This window comes from Exiguobacterium artemiae, assembly GCF_033342815.1.
Classification (GTDB): domain Bacteria; phylum Bacillota; class Bacilli; order Exiguobacteriales; family Exiguobacteriaceae; genus Exiguobacterium_A; species Exiguobacterium_A artemiae_A.
The window spans coordinates 442,315-463,327 of the sequence record NZ_JAWPEN010000001.1 but is presented as its reverse complement, the minus strand read 5'-3'; the positions used below and the strand labels follow the sequence as shown (position 1 = coordinate 463,327).

The window sequence follows — 21,013 nt, the reverse complement described above, 5'->3', positions numbered from 1 at the left end:
CATATGGACTTACGTGGACGTTTAATTCCCGACTACCGGCTCGATAAATCGGTAGATCATCCTTTGGAGTACCGACCGGCTGTGACGTGGCGTTGCGGGAGGTGCGGAAAATTACCGACCCGGGGACCGTGTACATGCGGCAAACGCTGTTATTATTGTCGGCATTGTCTGATTTTCGGCAAACTGCGGACGTGCGACCGTCTCGTCACAGACCCGCGTCCGCTTGATCCCGTCCGTCCTGACTGTCATACAGAACTGAATTTGACGATTGATCAGCAACGGATTGCCGAGGCCATCGTCCGGACGATCGATCAACGGAAACGGTTGCTCGTCCATGCCGTTTGCGGTGCCGGTAAAACACCGATGTTGTTTCCAGGGATTGAACGGGCTCTCTCGACGAATCGCCGTGTTCTGATCACGGCACCGCGGGCAGATGTCGTCCGGGAATTGACGGGCCATCTGCGACGTGCGTTTCAACAAGCGACGATCGTCTCCTTGTTCGGAGGGTCCGAAGACCGGCTTGGGCTCGGCGATATCACAATCAGCACGACCCACCAATTGATTCATTACCGGGCCTGTTTTGACGTCGTCTTCATTGATGAGGTTGATGCCTTTCCGTACCGGACCGACCGGACGTTACACCGGTATGTCCGGCAGGCGACGGCTCCCGGTGCTTCCCTGATTTTACTCAGCGCGACCCCTTCACTTCGCGATCGACGACTGCCGACGGTCCGCCTGATGCGGCGGTATCACGGTTTTCCGTTGCCGACACCCCGTCTGCAAGTTCCTTACGGGAAAGGGGACGTCGTGAACTGGGTCCTGATGCATGCGGGTAAACCACGTCTGTTGTTCGTACCGCAAGTCGAGGCGCTTGAGACGTGGCAAACCTGTTTACAGGAGGAAGGCATCACGTGCGAAACCGTTCATGCGGCCGATCCGGACCGGATTACGAAAGTCGCCCGGTTCCGTCAAACGACGGGTGTGCTGTTGACGACGACGATTCTCGAGCGCGGCGTGACGTTAGTCGACGTTCAGGTCGCGGTTCTTGATGCCGATCAGTCCTTCAGCAGTGCCGCCCTGATTCAAATCAGCGGACGCGTCGGACGGAGTGCTGATTTTCCGGAAGGGGATGTCGTATTGTTTGCGAATGACCGCTCTGACGCGATGTATCAAGCAATGGATCAGATCAAACGAGCGAACCGGGAGGGATTTCGATGAACTGTCAGTTATGCGGCCGGGACTTTTTACCCAGTTGGACGTTAGCTAATGTTTGGACTAGGCAAACCCTATGTCCGACCTGTAAAATAGAATTTGTAAAAAGAGGGGAATGCGAGGATTGCGGGAAGCCGGGACAAGTGCTCTGTTCAGATTGTCAGAACTGGAGTGACCGGAATCAACGACTCGTGACGCATCCGCTGTTTCTTTATCAGTCACACGCCAAGACGTTTATGAAACGGTATAAGTTTCTCGGGGATACGGCTTTGCTCGATGTGTTTAAACCGGAGCTCAAGAAGGTAAAAGTCAAACAGGACTGGATTGTGCCAATTCCGCTCAGTCCGGCTCGGTTGCGCGAACGCCGCTTCAATCAAGCCGAACTGATTGCCCGGATGATGCGGGGACGGGTCCGGCTCGTGCTCGAACGGGCGGACGGCGTCGCTCTCAGTCATCTGACACGGAACGAACGACTGGAACGGGACAATCCGTATCAGGTCATTCAGCCGGTGACCGGAAAATCGATTTTGTTGGTCGATGATGTCTATACGACCGGAATCACCTTGCACCAAGCGGCTTCACGGCTGTATGAAGCCGGTGCGAAAGAAATTTCTGCGGTAACTTTATTTCGAAGTGTTTAAAAAATCTTCATTCCTGCCGATATTCAATATGAGGTGAAGGAAATGGATGTATTAAACTGCAAAACTTGCGGGAAGTTATTTGTTCGTCAATCTTCTGATCTGTGTATCGATTGTATCAGAAAAGATCATACTGATTTTGAGAAGGTGCGTGAGTTCCTGCGAGAACGGCGGAAAATCCGAACCTCACCTAAAGATGTTGAGATGGCTATCGGAGTAAAGAGAGAAACGGTCTTCCGTTACATCAAAGAAGGGCGATTGTTGATCTCTGAAATTTCTCAGATGGAGATCATGTGTGAGAGTTGCGGGAAGCCCTCCCGTGATGGCACGATTTGTGCCGAATGTCGTGAAAGATTACGACGTGAACTCGCCCAAGCGATGCTTGATTCTTCTACCCCTTCGAAACCGCGAACGTATCGAACTTGAATTAAGAATCTTGTAGTCTAGAAAGCAGGTGTTCACATGCGAATTGATTCTACGAAGTGGGTTAACATGCCTAAAACGTATGAAAGAAATCAAAAAGTAGAAGGAACAGAACCAACACGCACGAACCGGCCGGATGAAGTGACGATTTCAAGCGAAGCACGTCTGCGCTTTAACGAAACGACGCCTTCACGGACCGAAAAAATCGAATCCCTTCGACAAGCCATTCAGGATGGAACCTACAAACCGGATGCGAAGAAAATCGCAGAACGTTTCTTGAACTTGTAAGAAGACTAACCTAAACAATAGAGGCGACTCGGGGCACGGATGCGCGGGTCGCTTTTTATATGAACGAATAGAGACAAAAGAGGAGGACAGGACGGATGGAACTCATCGATCAGCTGACGGCGGAACATGCCGCATTACTTAAACTGGCAGAAGAAAAAAAGCAGGTTTTGATTCAAAATGATATGCAACGTCTTTCGCAGCTCGTCAAGGAAGAGCCGGTTCATTTGAAACGAATCGAACAGTTGGAGCAGCAACGCCTCGCGCAGATGGGGACGATGACGATGACGGAGTGGCTTCAAACCCACCCAGAGGATGTCGATTCCATGCGTCGGTTGCTTCAGACAATCGGGCAGTTAAAAGTACTCAACGAATTAAACGCTGAACTGCTCACCCAGTCGTTACATTACTTAAACTGGCATCTGGAACTGCTGATACCAGAAGCTGATGATTTTACATACGGTCAGTCCGCGCTTGATCGCGCACATTTCAATCGAAATGCTTAAGGAGGCAAAGACATGGGTTCAACATTCATGGGGCTTGAAACCGGTCGTCGTGCACTGACGACGAACCAATGGGCGCTCCAGTCGACGGGAAACAATATCGCCAATGCAGGAACGGCCGGATTTTCACGGCAACGTCTGGTCATGGCGACGACGGAGCAACTGTCGATGGCTATCGGGACCGGTAAGATGGGACAAATCGGGACCGGAGTCCGGGGCGAAATTCTCGAACGCGTCCGTGACGTCATGCTCGATAAACAATATCGCGATGAAGCGACGAAAACCGCATATTACGGAACAAAAGAAGCCGCATTCGGACGGATGGAAGACATCATCAATGAACCGTCGGATACAGGCCTTGCGAAAGCGTTTGACGGATTTTGGGAATCGCTTCAGACGTTGTCGACGAATCCGCAGGACTCCGGTGCCCGCAGTGTCGTCCGGCAAAAAGCGGAGACATTAACGCAAACCTTTAACTATATGTCGAAATCGCTCAGTCAGGTCAAGGAAGACTTAAAGAGTGAGATTGACGTTTCAACCAAAAAAGTCAACGATCTGTTCAAGAAAATTCATAACATCAATGCTGAGATTCATACGGTTGAACCGCTTGGTGTATTGCCGAACGCTTTATATGATGAACGCGACCGGTACATGGATGAGTTGGCGCAGTATGTCGATTTCGAAAAAGTGTCCGTCGATGCGGAAGCCATTACGCAGGGGAAACTGGGTAACGCTACAAAAACTGCCGAAGGACGAATCGATATTCTTGTTAAACTGCCGAATGGAAACAAGTTGACAGCCGTCGACTCTGACGTTGCCCAGGCAGGAACGTTGTCATTTACAACAAACGATCAAGGATTATATACCGGTTTTGAAACAAACAGCCAAACCATAAGCTTTGACGCGGCCGGCGGCGGCTTCGCAAATGGACGTATTGCAGGATTACTGGAGATGTACGGACAGATTAAAAACGGTCAGCCGACCGGTGAATTTGTCAAGATGCAAGGAAATCTTGATGAGATGGCTACGACGTTCGCGACGGCATTCAACGCGGCGCATGCGGCGAACTTCAAAAAAGACAAGACGAACGGAACGGATCAATTTTTCGTCTCGACGAGCGGCGTGATGTCAGCAGCGACGATTGCCGTCGGCCAGGACATCAAAGGCAGTCTCGATAATATCGCAACATCGACGGACGGGAATATCGGCGACAGTGCCGGGGCGCTGAAGCTCGCTCAGATGAAGACGACGAGCCTTTTGTTTGCCACGTCCGTGACAACGACGACGATTGGTTCATTTTATCAGAATGTCATCGGTGACATGGGTGTCGCGACCGATCAGGTAGGACGACTGGGACAAAGCTCGGCTGTCTTGATGGACAGCGCCGAACAGCGCCGGATGTCCGTTTCGGCCGTTTCGATCGATGAAGAGATGACGATGATGATTCAGTACCAACATGCATACAACGCGGCAGCGCGTAATATTACGACGGTTGATGAAATGCTCGATAAAATCATCAACGGTATGGGAATCGTAGGACGGTGATGACTAAATGCGCGTAACACAGACGATGTTGACGAAAACGAATATCGGTTACTTATCAGCCAGTTATCAAAAGCTGAGCTCGATGCAGGAACAATTGATCAGCGGCAAAAAAATCCAACGTCCATCGGAAGATCCGGTTGTCGCGATGCAGGGAATCCGTTACCGGACCGAGGTGCGGGAAGTCGAACAGTTCAAGAAAAACGTCAACGAAGCGACCGGCTGGATGGATTTGACGGATTCCGCCCTCAATGAAGTGACATCGGCGATGAGCCGGGTCCGGGAATTGACGACGCAAGCCGCGACGGATACGTATGATGCGACACAACGAAAAGCGATTCAAAGTGAAGTTGGTCAGCTGATTGAACACATCGGGACGATGGCCAATACGAAGTATAACGAAAAAGGCATCTTCAACGGTACGGCGACGGATAAACCGTTCGTATCGATCGAAGGGCTCCGCGATTACTTGACGTCTTCCGGGAAGCCGGTCGACACGGTCTTTACAGACGGTGATCCGGCGACGAAAGACAGTGAGGTCATCCAGTACGAAATCTCATCCGGCATTCAGGTCCAGGTCAACATCTCGCCGACGGATGTCTTTAGTCCGGAAACGTTCACGACCCTGAAAAAGCTGTATGACGCGCTCGGCGGTGTCTCGGAAACCGGCGGAACAGCGGACAGCTCAAACAACGGCGCCCAGTTGTCGGCGATGCTGAAAGACCTTGATGTGATGGTCAATCAGACGGTCGAAACGCGGGCCGATCTCGGGGCACGGGTCAACCGGCTCGAACTGAATGCGTCCCGGCTCGAAGACCAGGAAATCATCGTCAAGACAGTCATGTCGGACAATGAAGACATTGAAGCTGAAAAAGTCATCATGGAACTAAAATCATACGAAACGTTACACCGGGCAGCACTCAGTGCCGGCGCGCGGATCATTCAGCCGACCCTGCTTGATTTCTTACGTTAAGGAGGTGACGTCTGATGAATCTGCCGCACCTTGAGATGCGTCAAACGTCAGCGAAGATCGGTATCCAAACGACACGGGCGACGCTTGAGCAACATCAGGCACCGGCGACATTATCAATCGAACAGCCGCAAGGAAAACTCTCGATCGAGACCGTCGCCGCACGGCTCGAAATCGATTCGACGCAGGCGCTGATTGAGTCAGGACGGATTCCGGCTTTGGAATCGGTCCAGCGTTATGCAGACTATGGACGCCAGATGGGACAACAGGCCGCAAGTCAGGCATCCGCAGAAGGCGATCAGATGATGCGGATCGAACAAGGCGGTAATGCCGTCGCCCGTGTCGCCAAGTCACGGGATACACCGCCTGCCGAAGTGACGACGCTCGGCTTTGTCCCGCGTAGTCTCGAACGTGTCAAAATCAACTATACACCGGCTGAAGTGCAGCTCAATTACACGGCCGAACGACCGCGAATCGATGTTCAGGTCAATCGTCCCGAATTGACGGTCACGGAAGGTACGGTCGACATTTATCTGCGGGAACAAAATCAACTGGACATGTGGCCGGTCGGCGGCATGTTCGATGGGGAAGGATAATCATATGCAAATCACTACTGATTTTTTTGGTCCGGTTCAAGTCGATGAAAGTGAAATCATCACCTTCGCTTCGGAAGTACCGGGTTTTCCGGAAGCACGCCGCTTTATCCTCTTACCGTTCGGAGAAGGGATTCCGTTTTGGTCCTTCCAATCGATTGACCAGCCGGAGTGTGCCTTTGTCGTAACGAATCCATTTTGGATCGATCCGGACTATGTCTTTGAATTACCGGAATCGGCGAAAGAGCAGCTCGGTATTCAGGAAACGGCACAAGTCGCGGTCTATACGACGGTCACGCTACGCGAACCGTTCCAGGAATCGACGACTAACCTGCGGGCACCGTTCGTCATGGAGACGAAACGCCGGCAGGCCAAACAAATCATTCTCGATGAAACGTATGCCAATCGACGGATGATCGGCAGTCTGACCGAAGTAGGTGGCCGCTGATGCTCGTCTTAAAACGCAAAACGGGAGAAGCGATTCAAATCGGGGATGACATCGAGTTGACGATTCTCGCCATCGAAGGAGACCAGGTCAAACTGGGCATCAATGCGCCCCGGTACATCGACATTCACCGGAAAGAAATTTATCTCGCGATTCAGGATGAAAATGCGGAAGCCTCACAGAGTACCAGTCTGATGAGCCAGTTGCTGAAACAACGGACCGATTCATAAGCAGGACAGGGCGGACTTTCATGTCGGTCCTGTTTTTCGTTCAACAAAAAAATGCTCATTTCTTTCGAATCGTGTATAGTAATGTAGAGAAAAGAAACCTTTTTGACTAAAGAGGGAGTGTAAGGGATGAATGAGACGAAGCAGCTGAAGAAAGATGCGAATCGTGTATTAAAAGCGACGAGCCGGACCTTTTATATACCGATCAGCCGTCTGTCACAGGAATTACAGGAAGCCGTCGGTGCTGCTTACTTATGTATGCGGGCAATCGATGAGATCGAGGACCATGAGGAACTGCCGACCGAGGTCAAGACGACCTTACTCCGGGAAACAGCCTTGATGATGCGTGGGACGTTTGATGCGAACGCCTATCAGTCGATGATTGCAGATTATGCGGATCAGTTGCCGGAAGTGACGTTGCGTCTTGCGGAATGGATCGCGTATTGTCCGGTTGGTATTCGGGCGAAAGTTCTCGACTCGACGGCTGAGATGGCGGAAGGCATGGCCACTTGGGCCGAGCGGGACTGGACAGTCAAAACGGAAGCCGATCTTGACGAGTACACGTATTATGTTGCGGGACTCGTCGGCGTCATGTTATCCGACATCTGGTACTGGAAAGCCGGTATCGTGACGGATAAACAACAAGCGATCGGATTCGGACGGGGACTGCAGGCGGTTAACATTCTGCGGAATCAACAGGAAGACGCAGAGCGGGGTGTCGGCTATTTCCCACCGGGTTGGACGACGGAGACGATGTTCGAATATGCCCGGGAAAATCTGGCGGAAGCCGATGCGTACCTCGCGTCGATTCCGAAACAGACGACGATTTATGAATTCTGTAAGATTCCGCTTGCGCTTGCTCACGGAACGCTTGATGCTTTGGCGAAGGGCAAAGAAAAACTGAGCCGCCCGGAAGTCTTGAAGATTGTCGGGAGTGCCGTGCTGAAACGTTAATGGACAGATAAAAGGAGACATTGTTCCTCGGGAACAGTGCCTCCTTTTTTTAACGGATATCTTCGAGATAAGACAGGATTTTGTTTTCATATGCTTTTCGGTCGTGTTTGTACGACTGGACGTGACCGCCATTTTCCGTCACGTATAATTCAGACCGCGGTGCTGCTTTTTGCAGCCGCATGCTTTCTGTGACAGGAATCGCGTCATCGTCTTTCCCGTGAATCATCAGGATCGGGTAGTCGATCCGGCGAATGGCTTCAATCGGTTGGACACGTTCCGGATTCAATCCGGTCAGAAGTGGTGTCACCTGCAGGATGACCGGTGTGAACGGGAAGTTCGGCAGACCGCTCCAAACCGGCAGATTCGTCTCGAGATAGTTCTTGAGATCACTGAACGGACTGTCGGCAATGACACCGGCGACTTCGGCTTTCGGTGCCGTGACGAGAGACGTCGCGGCGCCCATCGAGATGCCATAGAGGACGACCGGTTCCGATGCGCGTGATTTCGCGTAGCGGACGGCAGTCAATAAATCATCCTGCTCCTTCGCACCGACTGTGACGCGTTTCCCTTCCGATTGACCGGAACCGCGGAAATCGAACGTCAGCACATTGTAGCCGGCCTGATGGAATTTCTTGAACAAGGGCAGGATCGGGACATCATTTTGCTCCCGGTTTTTCCCGTACCCGTGGGCAAAGACAATCGTCAGCTTGGCATCTTCACTTGGAATCCACCAGCCGGACAGCCGCGTCCGGTCTTTATAAGAGCGGAACGAGACGTTTTCGTAAGCGAGACCTTCCGCCTTTTTCGGATTGGTCGTCAGCGGTTCCCGGGTCGGCTCCGTCAAGGAAGAACCGACATAAGCAGAAATTCCGACAATGGCAATCAGAACTAAGACAATCAGTATAATCAGCCCGGCAATCAGTTTCTTGCGGTGTTTTTTCAACAGCGACACGGCGATTCTTCCTCTCTCCAGTAGAGTACGTTAATGAATATCTTTTTTCTTGAAACGACCGCCATGGACATCATGGATATTCCCGATCGCGATAAAGGCTTCCTCATCGAAGTCGCGGACGATTTCCTTCAGCTTCGTTTCCTCCAACCGGCTGATGACACAGAAGATGATTTTTTTATCATCGCCGGAAAAGGCACCTTCCCCGTTCAGGTACGTCATCGTCCGACCCAGCCGGTCCATAATGGCAAGACCAATCTCTTCATGATTTTCAGAAATGATCCAGACACTTTTCGACTGATCGAGTCCGTCGATGACGACATCAATCGTCTTAAAGGCGATGAAATAAGTAATCAAGGAATACATGGCCCGGTCCCAGCCGAAGACAAAACCGGCTGCCCCTAAAATGAAGACGTTAAAGAACATGACGATTTCTCCGACGGAAAACGGGGTCGAACGGCTGAATGAGACAGCCAAAATTTCTGTCCCGTCGAGTGAACCGCTCGCCCGGATGACGATTCCGACACCGATTCCAAGAATCAATCCGCCGAAAACGGTCGCGAGGAGATCGACTTGCGTCATCGGACCGATACCTTCGAGCAATTTCGTCGCAACCGCCATGATGGAAATGGCATAGAGGGTCGACAAGGCAAACGTCTTCCCGATTTGTTTGTAACCGAAGAAGATGAACGGGATGTTCAGAAAGAACAGCCACAGTGCCAGTGTCGAGCCGGTCAGTTTGGAACCGATGATGGAAATACCGACGATTCCGCCATCGATGATACTGTTTGGAACAAGAAATCCTTTGAGTCCGATGGCGAAAATCACGGCACCGATCGTCAGTAGCAACAGGCGTCGCACCAGTTGCCATTTCGTCGAACGGCGGTGTCGTTTTGCCTGTTCAGCAGCGGGCATCGAACCCCTCCTTTTTTGTAGACACTTTTCATTACTATAACAAAAAAGCACTAAGGCACGCGAGAACGACCTTAGTACTTTTTTCATCCGTTGTATCGTAAAGTTTGGAAAAACCGTAAGACCAGTTCCGCTTCCTGCGGTGTCGTGTAGCGCCCGGTGTATTGTCCGTTCGCGAACGCCGTGACCGATAACGTGCAGGTGACCAGTTGCAGACCGTCCGATAACCGGACTTCAAAGAGTGCGGTTAACGGCAAGGACGTGTCGGTCGTGAAGTAAAGGTGACGCGTACTCGTCCGCTGAGCTTGAATCTCGGAAAAACTGAAGTCAAACGTTTGATTCTGGTGTTGCAACATCTTGATCTTGCCTTGAACCGAGAAGCTCGGGACGTTATCTGACGCAAGCGAACAGGCTTCGATCGGATACAGAACTTCGCGAATCAGGAAACTTTCCATGACGGTGTCCGGTACCGGTCGGCTGAATAAATAGCCCTGGATGTTCGGGCAGTTCAGCGCGCGAAATGTCTCAAGTTGTTGAATCGTCTCGATGCCTTCCGCAATGACGGACAAATTAAATTCTGACGCCATGTACAGAATACTTTTGACGATCGCTTGTGCCTTGTGGTCTTCCGTAATGTGTGTCGCGAACTGACGGTCAATTTTAATGACATCGATTGGGTACCTTTGCAAGTAGACCATTGAAGAATAACCTTTTCCAAAGTCGTCAAGGGCGATCCGGACACCAAGTTTGCTGAGGGCTTCAAGTGTCCGGCTGACCGTCGGATCGTCCATGATCAGGGCGGCTTCCGTAATTTCAAGTTCGAGTAAACGTGCCGGCAATCCATATGTCGTCAACAACTGCTCGATTTGCTGTTCGAAGCCGGGAATCAGAAAACGTTTTGGTGAGACGTTGACAGAAATCGGTACGAGTTCAGCGCCGGCAGCAGACCAGGCAGTCATCGCCCGACAAGCGGTCTCGACGACCCAGTCGCCGATTGCGATATGAAGTGCACTTTCCTCGGCAAGCGGTATGAAATCGTTTGGCGGAATCCGGCCCCATTCGGGATGCTGCCACCGGATCAACGCTTCAAGACCGATGATTTTACCGGTCCAACTGTCAACTTTCGGTTGGTACTCAAGAAACAGTTCGTCCCGTTCAATGGCATAATGCAGGTCTTGTTCGAGCCGATAACGGCGGTAATAGTCGATATCGAGGTTCGATGCGTAATGATGCAGGGCACTGTGATCCTCCCGTCTCGAACGGCGCAGCGCAGTGTAAGAGTGCTTCATCAATTCAATCGGATCACAGCTGTCATCGGGAAAACGACTGATTCCGATTGAAACCCGGGCGAACAGGGCATACGGTTCAATCAAAATCGGCTGGGTGGCCAGTTCAAGCAACCGTTCGGCACATGACGTAGCATCTTTCTTGAAGCTGGATGGAATCAACATCGCGTATTCGTCACCACCGAGGTGACCGAAAAAGACTTCCGGTGGTTTCGTTGTATAGAGCAGGGCACTTGTTGCCTGAATCCATTGGTCGCCGGACGTGTGACCAAAGGCATTGTTGATGTCGGTGATCCGGTTAAACGAAATGGAGATGACCGAAAAGTCGATACCGGACTGAATCCAGTCTTGCGTCGTCTCAGTCAAGGACAGACGATTCGGCAGACCGGTGATGGAATCATGTAACGCGAGTTGTCGCAACCGTTCTTCGTATTCTTTTTGAAGCGTAATATCATGCATGATACTGTTCGTATAGGCGATGGATCCGTCAAGATGGAAGACGGGAATCTGCTGATCCTCAATCCATTTCAGTCGTCCGTCAGGAAAGCGCAATCGATACTGGATTGTACTCGCCTTCCCAGACTTCAGTTGCAGAATGAACCGTTTCATTGACGGGGCGTCCCGTGGGTCGAGCCGTTCAAACAACCAGTCCTGACTGAGAACCAGATTTTCCGGGAGTTCTTCGAAAATCTGGAAAAATCCTTTGGAATGAAACAGCAGGCGTCCGGTCGATAAATCAATCTGTGAGATGGCGGCTTCAAGTGCTTCGTAAATTTCTTTTGTTTGCTGACGCTCGAGTTGCAACTGCCGGCGTGCTTCACTGACTTCGGATAAGTCGTATAGAATGATTGACAGTTGCTGATCGTCTTCTTCCCGGCGCAAGGCTTTTAATCGGAGCAACCGGTATTGATGATCTGTATTTAACAGTGAAATCTCCTGTTCAAACGAATCAATTTCACGATCCACAAGCCGCATCATCTGAAAACGGAGTGGATCAAAATCACGCGGGTGGATTCGACTGTATAACTGTTCATTTGTCAGCTGTGCGAGCTCTTCCTGTGATAAATCGAGATACTTCAGCAGGGACAAAGAATAGTCAATGGTCTCGGTCGTCAGATTATACTGAAAGACAACTAGTTCCGGAATTTGTTTTGTTAATTCGAGTTCAGAACGGATTTGGACGACATCGTCTTCAAGCTGTTTTTCCCGTGTGATGTCCCGGGCGACCCCGTACACTCCGACGACCTGTCCGTTCTGTTCAATCGGCATATTCGTGATTTTCAGCGTTAGACGGTGCTGATCCGCATGAAGCCCCTGAGCTGTATAGTGAACGGTTTCACCGGCCAGTGCCCGATTGAAGAAAGCGGTAATGGCCTCAACCTGTTCCGGTGGATTAAAGACGGAAAAATGTTTATACAAAGTGTCTTCCGAATAACCAAGCATTTGAGGAAGATATTCGTTAAAATAAATGATTTCACCTTGATGATTAAAGAAAAAGACCGCATCCGTCGTTTGCCTGAAGAACGGTTCGACCTGCTCCGGACGGGATAATTCCAATCCACCAATCAACAGGGGGGATGATGAACGACTTAACCGTTGCATCGCTCTGAAAAAAGTCATAGTCGAATCTCCTCACTGAAATTTTTAACTCTCTTTCTAGTATCGGAGGAAACAGGCTAAGATTGCAATCAAAGTTCGGTGAATAGACTTATTTTTCAAAAAAAGTGAATCGTTTTTTGGAGAATGATGTGCAAAAGAGAGGGAAGGATTAAAAGGAAACCTCTCTCTTTTGCTCACTTTTCTCGGACGGATGTTTCTTCTTCCCGTCGGAAGCAGAGCTTCCTTTTCCAGTAGAAGTCAAGCTTCGAAAGCAGACTTCGACAAATCATTCGTTCAGAACAAGAACGTAAAAATGTAAAAGACAAAAAGACAAAAAGACAAACCCCGCCGGTTCCCGCTGAGCGGTACATGTCGAAGTTTGTCTGGGGTTCAACTTAATTAGATGGCAAGGTCAACCGAAGTATCACTGGCATTAGGATCCATTTGGTCCGGACGGTCGGAATCGTTCATGCCGGGACCGTGATGACGTCCCGGTCCGTGCCCGCCGCGTGGTCCTTGTTGTAAGTCATCGTAACTTGATACTTCATCCGCCCGTTCCTGCATCCGTTCTTTGATTGCCGTCGCTTGTTTTTTCGTGATGGCACCGCTTTTGACTTTGGCATCGATTGCTTTCGTTTGTTCGGCAAGGACAGCTTTTTCAAAATCAGCAAACGAAATCTTATTCGCTTTCGCAAATTCCGGTAACGGTTGGTTCGCTGCCTTGAACTTCGCCGCGTCGAGATTCAACCGCTTCAGGATGGCAGATGTCGTATCACCGAAGACATCATGACCTGGTCCGTCGTGTTCACCTGGTCCGTGTTGACCGCGGTCCGGTAAGTCATCGTAACTGTTGGCATCGGAAAATTCTTCCGTCATCCGGGCTTTGATGTCCGTCGCTTGTTTTTTCGTCATTTTACCGTCTTTGACGAGTTGATCAAGTTGTGTCGTTTGAGCCGCAAGCAAGGCTTTTTTATAGTCAGAGAACTTGATGGACTGGGCTTTCGCATAGGCAGCGAGGGATTGATTCGCAGCATCGAACTTATTCTGGCTGAGTCCGAGTGCCTTTAAGACGTCGGCGATCAGCGATTCATTGAAGAAGCCGCCTTTGTCACCATGCGGTCCTTTTGGCATCTGTTCTTTTAAGGCTGCATAGCTTGTCACGCCGCTGAAGCGTTCCGTATGGTGTTTTAACATATCCGCTGCCTGTGATTTCGTTAAGTCACCGGATTTGACGAGGGAAGCGAGCTGTTCTTTTGCGGCAGCCAGTTCCGCCTTTTTATAGTCAGCAAAGGAAATTCCTTTTTGTTTCGCGAGATCGGCGATCGATAATCCCTTTTCACGGGCGGCATCCGCCTGTTTTTCCGTCAGATTGAGTTTTTTCAGCAGTAAGGTAAAGTCGAGTCGTTTCATTCCTTCGAAGTGATGCCGCTCTGATTTCGTTTCTGTCGAACTGTCGTTTGTGGCAGCGTATGCGGAAGCTCCTCCAACTGTTAGTGCGCTGATTGTCAATGCGGTGATCCATTGTTTTTTGAATTGCATGGGTGATCACTCCTTTCACCCTTTATGTTAGCGGGCATCCGAACAGAAGTTGTGAGGAAGTTGCAAGGAAATCGCAAAGAAACGTCAACCGGTCAAAAAAGGCGGTACACTACAGGTGGAGGGATGAAGATGAATATTTTAGTGATTGAGGATGAACTGAAACTGGCCCAGGTCACGGAACGTTTCCTGCGCCATCATGGATATACGGTCACGCTTGCCGCGTCACTGGCGGAAGCGAAAGGAATACTTCAGAAGGAAACGTTTGATGCGGCTCTTGTCGATGTCCGCTTACCGGACGGCGACGGCTGGTCGCTCGTTCCGGGAATTAAAGCGCTGGCGTCGTCACCGGTCGTCTTCATGTTGACGTCACGCGGGGAAGCCGACGATCGTGTATTTGGACTGGAACTTGGAGCAGATGATTATCTCGTCAAACCGGTTGTCCTCAAGGAACTGATCATCCGGCTCGAGCGGGCGTTGAAACAACGGTTACCGGTCGGTCGCCGGTTAGGTGACGTGACGATTGATGAGAAAGCGCGTCGTGTCCAAAATGGACCGGAGACCATTAGTCTCGCGAAGATGGAGTTCGAACTGCTGGTCTACTTCTTTGAGCATCTTGGGGAAGCATTGACGCGGGATCAGATTCTCGATGAAGTTTGGGGCTATACGTTCGGCGGTGATACCCGGACAGTCGATACACACGTTAAACAGTTGCGCGATAAACTGCCGACGATTAAACAGCAGTTGAAGACGGTTCACCGGGTCGGCTATCGGTTGGAGGCGATCGAATGAGCAAATTGATGCGTAAGTTTTTACTGGCGGTCCTTGCGCCGTTATTAATTATGGGTGTACTCAGCTTTAGTCTGACGGCGTTTCTCGTCAACCGCTTTGCGGAAGATGAACGTTACAGTCAACTGACACGGGAAGCGAACATCATCAAGGAGGCACTGGCAGAAGACCGTCCGGTGCCCCGGGAAATTCAAGGATTTATCACCCGTGACGGGGTGACGGAACGAATCGGAGGACGGGGCCGGCAAGTCGTCGAACTGCCGATTTTGAATGACCTGCAACAACAGGACAGTATCGAAGTCCAAGGAAACCGGCTGTTGACGTATCAGTTGACGAGCGGTGATACCGTCATCACGACAATCCGTGAAGCCCCGCTCGCAAGCAGTGCGTTGGACGGTGTCTATCTGGCGATTGGTGTAGCGTTACTTGCCGCCTTACTGCTGGCAACCGGACTGGCTTATTACATGGGACGGCAATTCATCCGGCCGATCATGGAGCTTCGGATGGTCGCCAAACAGATTGGCGACGGACGAAAAGACGTTCTGTTACCGGACCGCCCGAATGATGAAGTCGGGGATCTGATTCATGCCGTCGATGAGATGCAGGAACAGCTTGTCCAAAAAGAAGTATTGCAGAAATCGTTTATTGCCGGGATCACCCACGACTTGCGGACACCACTCGCCATCATCCGTAATGAGACGGAAGCTTTGGCAGCGGGCGTGATTCCAATCGACGAACTGCCGGACGTCACAACCAGCATCATCGAAGAAACGGATCGGCTCGGTCTGCTGATTGACGAGACGTTGGTTTACTCGAAATTGGCCGGCGGAATGATGCCGCTACAACGGACCGAAGTGGCACTCGAGCGATTACTCGAAGAAACAGCGGAACGGTTACAATCGACGTTCCAAAAAGACGGTCTTCGTTTGACGATCGAGACAGAACCGGTTTTGTATTCGCTTGATCGCCGGATGTTCGAACGGGTTCTCGTCAATTTTCTGATGAACGCCCGGGTCGCGGCGCCGGTCGGAAGCGAGGTGTTAGTCCGGCTGACAGCAACCGAGTTGACGGTAGAGGATGCTGGAACCGGTGTCGCAGAAAACGACCGGTCAACGATCTGGGATTTGTATGTCAAACAGACCGGCGGCTCCGGTCATGGTCTCGGTCTCGCCATCAGCCGGTTGATTCTCGACAGTCACGGTTTAGCGTACGGTGTCCGGGACAGTTCACTTGGCGGTGCCTGTTTTTATATTCAATTCAAATAATCTGTGCAAAAAAAGTCCCGTCTTTCACCGGAGTGAAGAGCGGGACCTGCTGGTTATTCGGAGTCGTTTGCTTGAACGAGACTTGGTTTGACGAGCGTATAGAACTCATCGCTCATCCCGACACGGCTGCCCATCTGGCAAGCTAGTTCGAGTGTCTCCTGGTAGAATTTTGCGACCAGACTATGGTTTTTGATGTGCATGTCTTTCATCGCTTTTTCGACACCAAGGACGACTTTCGCGATTTGGTCATCGGCATCATTGCGGACCGGGACGACGTTTTCCGGAAGATCCACTTCCTTGTCGTGTCCGTTAAAGCGGAACGACGCCCCGAATCCGAGGTGCTCGAGGAAGAAGTGCGGTAACAACTTACCGGCGAAGAACTGGTGCCACTCTGATTCTTTCATCGTATCCATATCACGTTTGAACGATGTCGTTGCGAGTGCGTAGCGGTCATGTGTATCTTTCATGAACTTCTCGAGGATTGGTACCTGCATCGCAAACGAATTCTTCAGCAGATTATCGAGCTGTTCTTGCGTTAATAGTTCTTGTTCAGCCATCAGTTTAACCCCATTTCGTTTCGTTAGTTCTATCGTAAGAAATTTAGACAATTCCGTCAAATCTTTTTCAAGAATAGAGTTTACCTATTTCACAAAAGGGAATTGATTTACTATCGAAGAGTTAAGGGGGAGTTAGCATGAAACGAGTAGCAATGACAGGGGTATTAATCGGAGCATGTCTAATTCCAGTGACAGCTTTCGGCGCAAGTAACGTGACGTATAAAACAGGCACGATCCAAAATAAGGACTTCGGCTACTCCGTCAAGGCGACGACCGCCTTACAGACAGCGATCAAGCAGGACAAAGTCGATGTCGTCAAAAACAAAACGGTCAAGACGAAATACGGTACCGTGACACGCAGCGGAACGTTTTCGCTCTACTATAAAGTAAAGGGCAAAGATCAAATGCTCGTGAACTTGAACTTTGAACCGAAAAAATTAACGAAAAAACAATTTGAGAAACAAGTCGGATTCGGCACCTATCTCGGGACAAAAGGCAATAAAACGTACTATTATGTCCAACCGACGGAAGCGGTTAAAGGGGCAGCCGGCAAAGAGAAAATTGCTAAGCTCATCACAAGTGATGTTCCGACGATGATGAAAACATTTAAATTAAAATAAGGAAACTGCAAGGAGCACCAGCTTTTGCTAGTGCTTCTTTTGATGGTCCGATATAGTAAAGGTTGAGGTGAAGTGAAATGGAATGGACAGCAACAGAAGTCAAACAAACAACAGAAGTTTTACAACTTGAGAAATGTGTCAACGATCACGACGGGATTGAACTGAAAGTCGCGGCGGACTGGGTTGGACAAAATGATTTTGCAGTCTACGACGACACGAAACTGGTCGGATACCTGCAGGCCTTTGCCTACTTGCCAACCGAATGGGAAATCAATGTCTTTGTTGATCCGGATTACCGGAAACAAGGTATCTTTACACAACTCGTCGAAGCGGCAAAAGAAGCAGCCCGTCCGCAAGGCGTCGAAGCATTTACGTTCGTCATCGATGACGCCAGCAAGTCCGGCCAAGCCGTTCTTGGTCAGCTCGGTGCCGAGTACCGGATGACGGAATACAACATGGTCCTGAAAAAAGCTCAGTTGTTCTTAAAAGCGGATCCGGATTTTGAACTGCGGGAAGCGACAGCGGACGATCGCCCGTTCATCGTCGAGACACTCGGTTCGTCATTCGGCAATACAGCGGATGAAGCAGAATCGATCTATCAGGCGATTGAGTCAGACGATCGTGTGACGTATATCGGTGTCGCAAACGGTCAACCGGTTGGTGTCATTCGGGCCTACTTGGCGTCCGAGACGCAAGCGAGCATTCACGCGTTTGCCGTCCGTCCGGAAGCACAAGGCAACGGATACGGCAAGAAGATGCTGAAGCTGATGGTCCAGGCGATGTTCCGGACTGGTCGGACACAGCTTGAACTTGATGTTGAGACAGACAACGCACGGGCGCTTGATTTGTATAAAGATGCCGGATTCGTTGTCGGACGTGGTTATCAGTTCCACGTGCTCGGCTTATAATCGTTTTGCAGAAAGTCCACGCGAGTGGGCTTTTTTTAATAGACCATAGGTCTTTCTATTTATTACAGAAATACGATATCGTTTCCGCTCGTCCGTTGGCGCGCTTTCCTCGGGCGGAACGCAAGCCGCGATCGTCCTTTTCGGACGATTGGGTCTTGCCTTTTCCTGACGGAAGGGACAGGCCCTTCCTTTTCCCGTAGGAGTCGAGCCCGGACAACGGAAACTTTTTTTTAGGAAACTGATGACAAGTGGTGAAGTGAACAACAGGAAAAAACAAGTTCACATTCTAAAAGAAATCTGAAACCTTCTCCAGGATTTGTCGTATACTACACATATGGAAAAAAAGAGGAGGCGACGTCATGGACGGTCGACAAGATTCATTACGGACGTTGAAGTGGGTATCAGGTGGTTTAGAGGCAATGCTCGGGATTCCGTTTTTAGGTGGTTCGATTGTTATTTTCTCAGGTTACAATGCCCTTTGGTTAATGCTCGCGTTTCACATCGTCGTTGTCGTATTGACGGCACGAGCGGGTCGCGTGTCAAAAGGGAACATCGTCGGGATTGTCGCGTCAACGGTCGGTGTCATTCCGGTCGTCGGGATGCTGTTGCACATGGCGGCAGCGATCACGATTTTACTGGATGCGGCATTCGGAAGCCGGATTCTCACACGGACACATGTACAACGCGTCGAACCGATTCGTCCGCGTCCGGTCCGGAAAGAACAGGAACGCAAAGAGGATCATCCGTTCTAAGCTTTTTTCGTTGACAGGATAAAACAAGCCGTGTAAAGTAAACAACAAGTTAAGCCATATCAAACAAATCAACGACGCGGAGTAAGTACCGTCAACACTGCCGACAAAGCGAGTCAGGAAAGGTGAGAGCCTGACGCGGTAAGCTGATCAGGGAATGGACCGCTGAGAGCCTGTTGAACGATTCAGTAGACAGGACGGTTGCCCCCGTTACCGGGCTAGCTGGTTGTTGGACCAGCGACAAGAGGAGATTTTTAATCTCAACTAGAGGTGGCACCGCGCGGATACAGGCGTCCTCTATGCATCAGCTTTTGCTGTGCATAGAGGGCGTCTTTTGTTTTACGTCAAGGAACGCCGAATCATCCAACGCACATTATCTTTAGGAGGAATTTTTGATGAAAAAGACATTGATCGCGGCGGCAAGTACGGCGTTCCTGCTGGCAGGATGCTCCACAACGGATACGGAAACAGAAACACCTAATAAAAACGAAAAGAAAGTTTTGCACACGATGGAAAGTTATGACCTTTTGTCGGTCGACCCGGCCGATGCCATCACGTCAAACATCTTCAACCAGATTTACGAAGGGCTCTACCGCTTTGATGCCAAGAACGAACTCGTACCGGCAGCAGCGAAGTCACACAGCGTGTCGGAAGACGGCAAAGTCTATACGTTTAAACTCGACCCGAACGCGAAATGGTCGGATGGTAAACCGGTCACAGCGGAAAACTTCCGGTATGCGTATGAGCGTGTCATCGAGACGAACTCACCGTTCGCGTATCTGCTTGAGCCGGTCAAGGAAACAAAAGTCATTGACGATCAGACGTTACAGATCGAACTGAAACGCCCGACACCGTACTTCCTCAGTATGACGACGTTCGGCACATATATGCCGGTCCGGGAAGATATCGTCAAAGCGCAAGGCGACAAGTTCGGAACCGATCCGAAAACAAACGTCTACAACGGACCGTTTACGTTCAAGAAATATCAGGCCGAGCAAGGTTACACGCTCGCGAAAAACGCTGACTACGCGGACCGGAAAAACGTTAAGATTGACGAAGTCGACGTCAAAATCATCAAGGACCCGATGCTTGCGATCAACCTGTTTGAGACAGGCGAACTCGATGTCGCACCACTGAACTCGGAAAACGTCGTCACGTACAAAAACAAAAAAGAGTACAACACGTTCAGTGACTCACGGATGTTCTTTATCCGGATGAATCAAAAAACGGATGCCTTGAAAGATCAGAAGACCCGTCAAGCGATTGACGCAGCGTACGATAAAAAAGCACTGACGGAAACGTTACTCGGAAACGGTTCATTGCCGGCGGATTACATCGTCCCGCAAGAACTCGACCCGAACTACGACAAGACCCGTCAGATTGAACCGTCGTTTGATGCGGCACAAGCGAAACAAGTCCTCGCCGATCAAAATCTCGAACTGACGATGATTATTGAAGATGACGATGTCTCAAAGAAAATCGGTGAGTACATTCAAGGCTCGCTGAAACAACAAAACGTCGACGTCAAACTGTTGTCCCTCCCGAAAAAAGAACGGTTGGCGCGAGAAGGACGAGGGGATTATGACCTGTCACTCGCGAGCTGGGCTCCCGATTATCAAGATGCGACAACGTACTTGAACCTCTTCATGACCGGCAACCCGTTCAACATGATGGACTACTCGAACAAGAAATATGACAGTCTCTTGAAACAGGCGGAAAACGAACTTGATCAAGACAAACGCCTGGCGCTCTTAAGCAAAGCGGAAACGATGTTGCTCGACGATCAAGCGATTTCACCGGTTTACCAACGAAAAAATGCCTTCCTCCAAAATACGGAAGTCAAAAACCTGGCCCGTCACAATGTCGGAACAGATATTTCGTATAAGTATGTCGAGATTGACCGTAAATAATAGATGAAACGAACTGACATCCAGTTGACTGCTTTCTAATGAGAAAGCGTTGACTGGATGTTTTTTTATGCTGTCGATTTCAGATGTGACAAAAGCGTGATAAGCAGCAACTGCAAAATCAGGTCAATTCTATTAAAGCGT

22 protein-coding genes and 1 other annotated feature are annotated in these 21,013 nt (G+C 50.2%); of the genes, 17 read left to right on the top strand and 5 right to left on the bottom strand.

Annotation, left to right across the window (positions count from 1 at the left end; all coding sequences use genetic code 11):
* The first annotated feature begins 3 nt into the window (after positions 1–3).
* The 11 genes from R7V76_RS02330 to R7V76_RS02280 all read left to right on the top strand — a co-directional run bounded on the left by R7V76_RS02330 (position 4) and on the right by R7V76_RS02280 (position 7,792).
* Positions 4–1,218 (top strand): helicase-related protein, encoded by a 1,215-nt coding sequence (locus tag R7V76_RS02330; protein ID WP_318091132.1) that lies wholly within the window; start codon positions 4–6, stop codon positions 1,216–1,218.
* A 137-nt stretch (positions 1,219–1,355) separates the two neighbouring features.
* Complete coding sequence (locus R7V76_RS02325) at positions 1,356–1,853, top strand: ComF family protein (RefSeq protein ID WP_318091131.1); 498 nt, start codon at positions 1,356–1,358, stop codon at positions 1,851–1,853.
* Between the two features lie 42 nt (positions 1,854–1,895).
* Entirely contained in the window at positions 1,896–2,276 is a 381-nt protein-coding gene (locus tag R7V76_RS02320; protein WP_318091130.1) for a hypothetical protein, read from the top strand.
* 36 nt (positions 2,277–2,312) lie between these two features.
* The gene (gene flgM, locus R7V76_RS02315) at positions 2,313–2,561 is read left to right on the top strand and encodes a flagellar biosynthesis anti-sigma factor FlgM (RefSeq protein WP_012371329.1); all 249 of its coding nucleotides are present in this window, start codon (positions 2,313–2,315) and stop codon (positions 2,559–2,561) included.
* Between the two features lie 95 nt (positions 2,562–2,656).
* The gene (locus R7V76_RS02310; RefSeq protein ID WP_318091129.1) at positions 2,657–3,064 is read left to right on the top strand and encodes a flagellar protein FlgN; all 408 of its coding nucleotides are present in this window, start codon (positions 2,657–2,659) and stop codon (positions 3,062–3,064) included.
* A 12-nt stretch (positions 3,065–3,076) separates the two neighbouring features.
* Positions 3,077–4,606, top strand: a complete 1,530-nt coding sequence (gene flgK / locus R7V76_RS02305; protein ID WP_318091128.1) for a flagellar hook-associated protein FlgK — start codon at positions 3,077–3,079, stop codon at positions 4,604–4,606.
* A gap of 7 nt (positions 4,607–4,613) precedes the next feature.
* Positions 4,614–5,576, top strand: a complete 963-nt coding sequence (gene flgL / locus R7V76_RS02300) for a flagellar hook-associated protein FlgL (RefSeq protein ID WP_318091127.1) — start codon at positions 4,614–4,616, stop codon at positions 5,574–5,576.
* 14 nt (positions 5,577–5,590) lie between these two features.
* Positions 5,591–6,169 carry a DUF6470 family protein gene (locus R7V76_RS02295; protein WP_318091126.1) on the top strand — a complete coding sequence of 193 codons (579 nt, stop codon included), beginning with the start codon at positions 5,591–5,593 and terminating at the stop codon, positions 6,167–6,169.
* A 4-nt stretch (positions 6,170–6,173) separates the two neighbouring features.
* Complete coding sequence (fliW, locus tag R7V76_RS02290) at positions 6,174–6,614, top strand: flagellar assembly protein FliW (protein ID WP_318091125.1); 441 nt, start codon at positions 6,174–6,176, stop codon at positions 6,612–6,614.
* Entirely contained in the window at positions 6,614–6,841 is a 228-nt protein-coding gene (csrA, locus tag R7V76_RS02285) for a carbon storage regulator CsrA (RefSeq protein ID WP_318091124.1), read from the top strand. Before fliW ends, csrA begins: the two co-directional genes overlap by 1 nt.
* Positions 6,842–6,967: 126 nt before the next feature.
* Positions 6,968–7,792: a phytoene/squalene synthase family protein gene (locus tag R7V76_RS02280; protein WP_318091123.1), complete on the top strand. Its 825-nt coding sequence runs from the start codon at positions 6,968–6,970 to the stop codon at positions 7,790–7,792.
* Positions 7,793–7,841: 49 nt separating this feature from the next.
* Here R7V76_RS02280 and R7V76_RS02275 read toward each other — a convergent pair whose 3' ends face one another.
* The 4 genes from R7V76_RS02275 to R7V76_RS02260 all read right to left on the bottom strand — a co-directional run bounded on the left by R7V76_RS02275 (position 7,842) and on the right by R7V76_RS02260 (position 14,077).
* Positions 7,842–8,744, bottom strand: coding sequence for an alpha/beta hydrolase (locus R7V76_RS02275; protein ID WP_318091122.1), 903 nt, complete (start codon positions 8,742–8,744; stop codon positions 7,842–7,844).
* 30 nt (positions 8,745–8,774) lie between these two features.
* A complete protein-coding gene (locus R7V76_RS02270; protein ID WP_318091121.1) occupies positions 8,775–9,656 on the bottom strand; it encodes a YitT family protein in 882 nt (293 codons plus the stop codon).
* Between the two features lie 83 nt (positions 9,657–9,739).
* Positions 9,740–12,559, bottom strand: a complete 2,820-nt coding sequence (locus R7V76_RS02265; protein WP_318091120.1) for a sensor domain-containing protein — start codon at positions 12,557–12,559, stop codon at positions 9,740–9,742.
* Between the two features lie 378 nt (positions 12,560–12,937).
* The gene (locus tag R7V76_RS02260) at positions 12,938–14,077 is read right to left on the bottom strand and encodes a hypothetical protein (RefSeq protein ID WP_318091119.1); all 1,140 of its coding nucleotides are present in this window, start codon (positions 14,075–14,077) and stop codon (positions 12,938–12,940) included.
* Positions 14,078–14,206: 129 nt separating this feature from the next.
* On the opposite strand from R7V76_RS02260, the gene R7V76_RS02255 reads away from it, so the two are divergent.
* Together R7V76_RS02255 and R7V76_RS02250 are read left to right on the top strand one after the other, a co-directional pair.
* Positions 14,207–14,866 (top strand): response regulator transcription factor, encoded by a 660-nt coding sequence (locus tag R7V76_RS02255; protein ID WP_318091118.1) that lies wholly within the window; start codon positions 14,207–14,209, stop codon positions 14,864–14,866.
* Positions 14,863–16,128, top strand: coding sequence for a HAMP domain-containing sensor histidine kinase (locus tag R7V76_RS02250; RefSeq protein WP_318091117.1), 1,266 nt, complete (start codon positions 14,863–14,865; stop codon positions 16,126–16,128). Before R7V76_RS02255 ends, R7V76_RS02250 begins: the two co-directional genes overlap by 4 nt.
* 53 nt (positions 16,129–16,181) lie before the next feature.
* Here R7V76_RS02250 and R7V76_RS02245 read toward each other — a convergent pair whose 3' ends face one another.
* Positions 16,182–16,685, bottom strand: coding sequence for a hypothetical protein (locus R7V76_RS02245; RefSeq protein WP_114595083.1), 504 nt, complete (start codon positions 16,683–16,685; stop codon positions 16,182–16,184).
* A 137-nt stretch (positions 16,686–16,822) separates the two neighbouring features.
* Here R7V76_RS02245 and R7V76_RS02240 point away from each other — a divergent pair, with 137 nt between their 5' ends.
* The 4 genes from R7V76_RS02240 (at position 16,823) to R7V76_RS02225 (ending at position 20,872) form a co-directional block, all read left to right on the top strand.
* Positions 16,823–17,305, top strand: a complete 483-nt coding sequence (locus R7V76_RS02240) for a hypothetical protein (RefSeq protein WP_012371314.1) — start codon at positions 16,823–16,825, stop codon at positions 17,303–17,305.
* A gap of 77 nt (positions 17,306–17,382) precedes the next feature.
* Positions 17,383–18,213: a GNAT family N-acetyltransferase gene (locus R7V76_RS02235; protein WP_318091116.1), complete on the top strand. Its 831-nt coding sequence runs from the start codon at positions 17,383–17,385 to the stop codon at positions 18,211–18,213.
* 359 nt (positions 18,214–18,572) lie between these two features.
* Positions 18,573–18,965, top strand: a complete 393-nt coding sequence (locus R7V76_RS02230; RefSeq protein ID WP_318091115.1) for a hypothetical protein — start codon at positions 18,573–18,575, stop codon at positions 18,963–18,965.
* A 62-nt stretch (positions 18,966–19,027) separates the two neighbouring features.
* Positions 19,028–19,263, top strand: a binding site (T-box leader).
* A gap of 94 nt (positions 19,264–19,357) precedes the next feature.
* Positions 19,358–20,872: a peptide ABC transporter substrate-binding protein gene (locus R7V76_RS02225; protein WP_318091114.1), complete on the top strand. Its 1,515-nt coding sequence runs from the start codon at positions 19,358–19,360 to the stop codon at positions 20,870–20,872.
* Positions 20,873–21,013 lie beyond the last annotated feature (141 nt).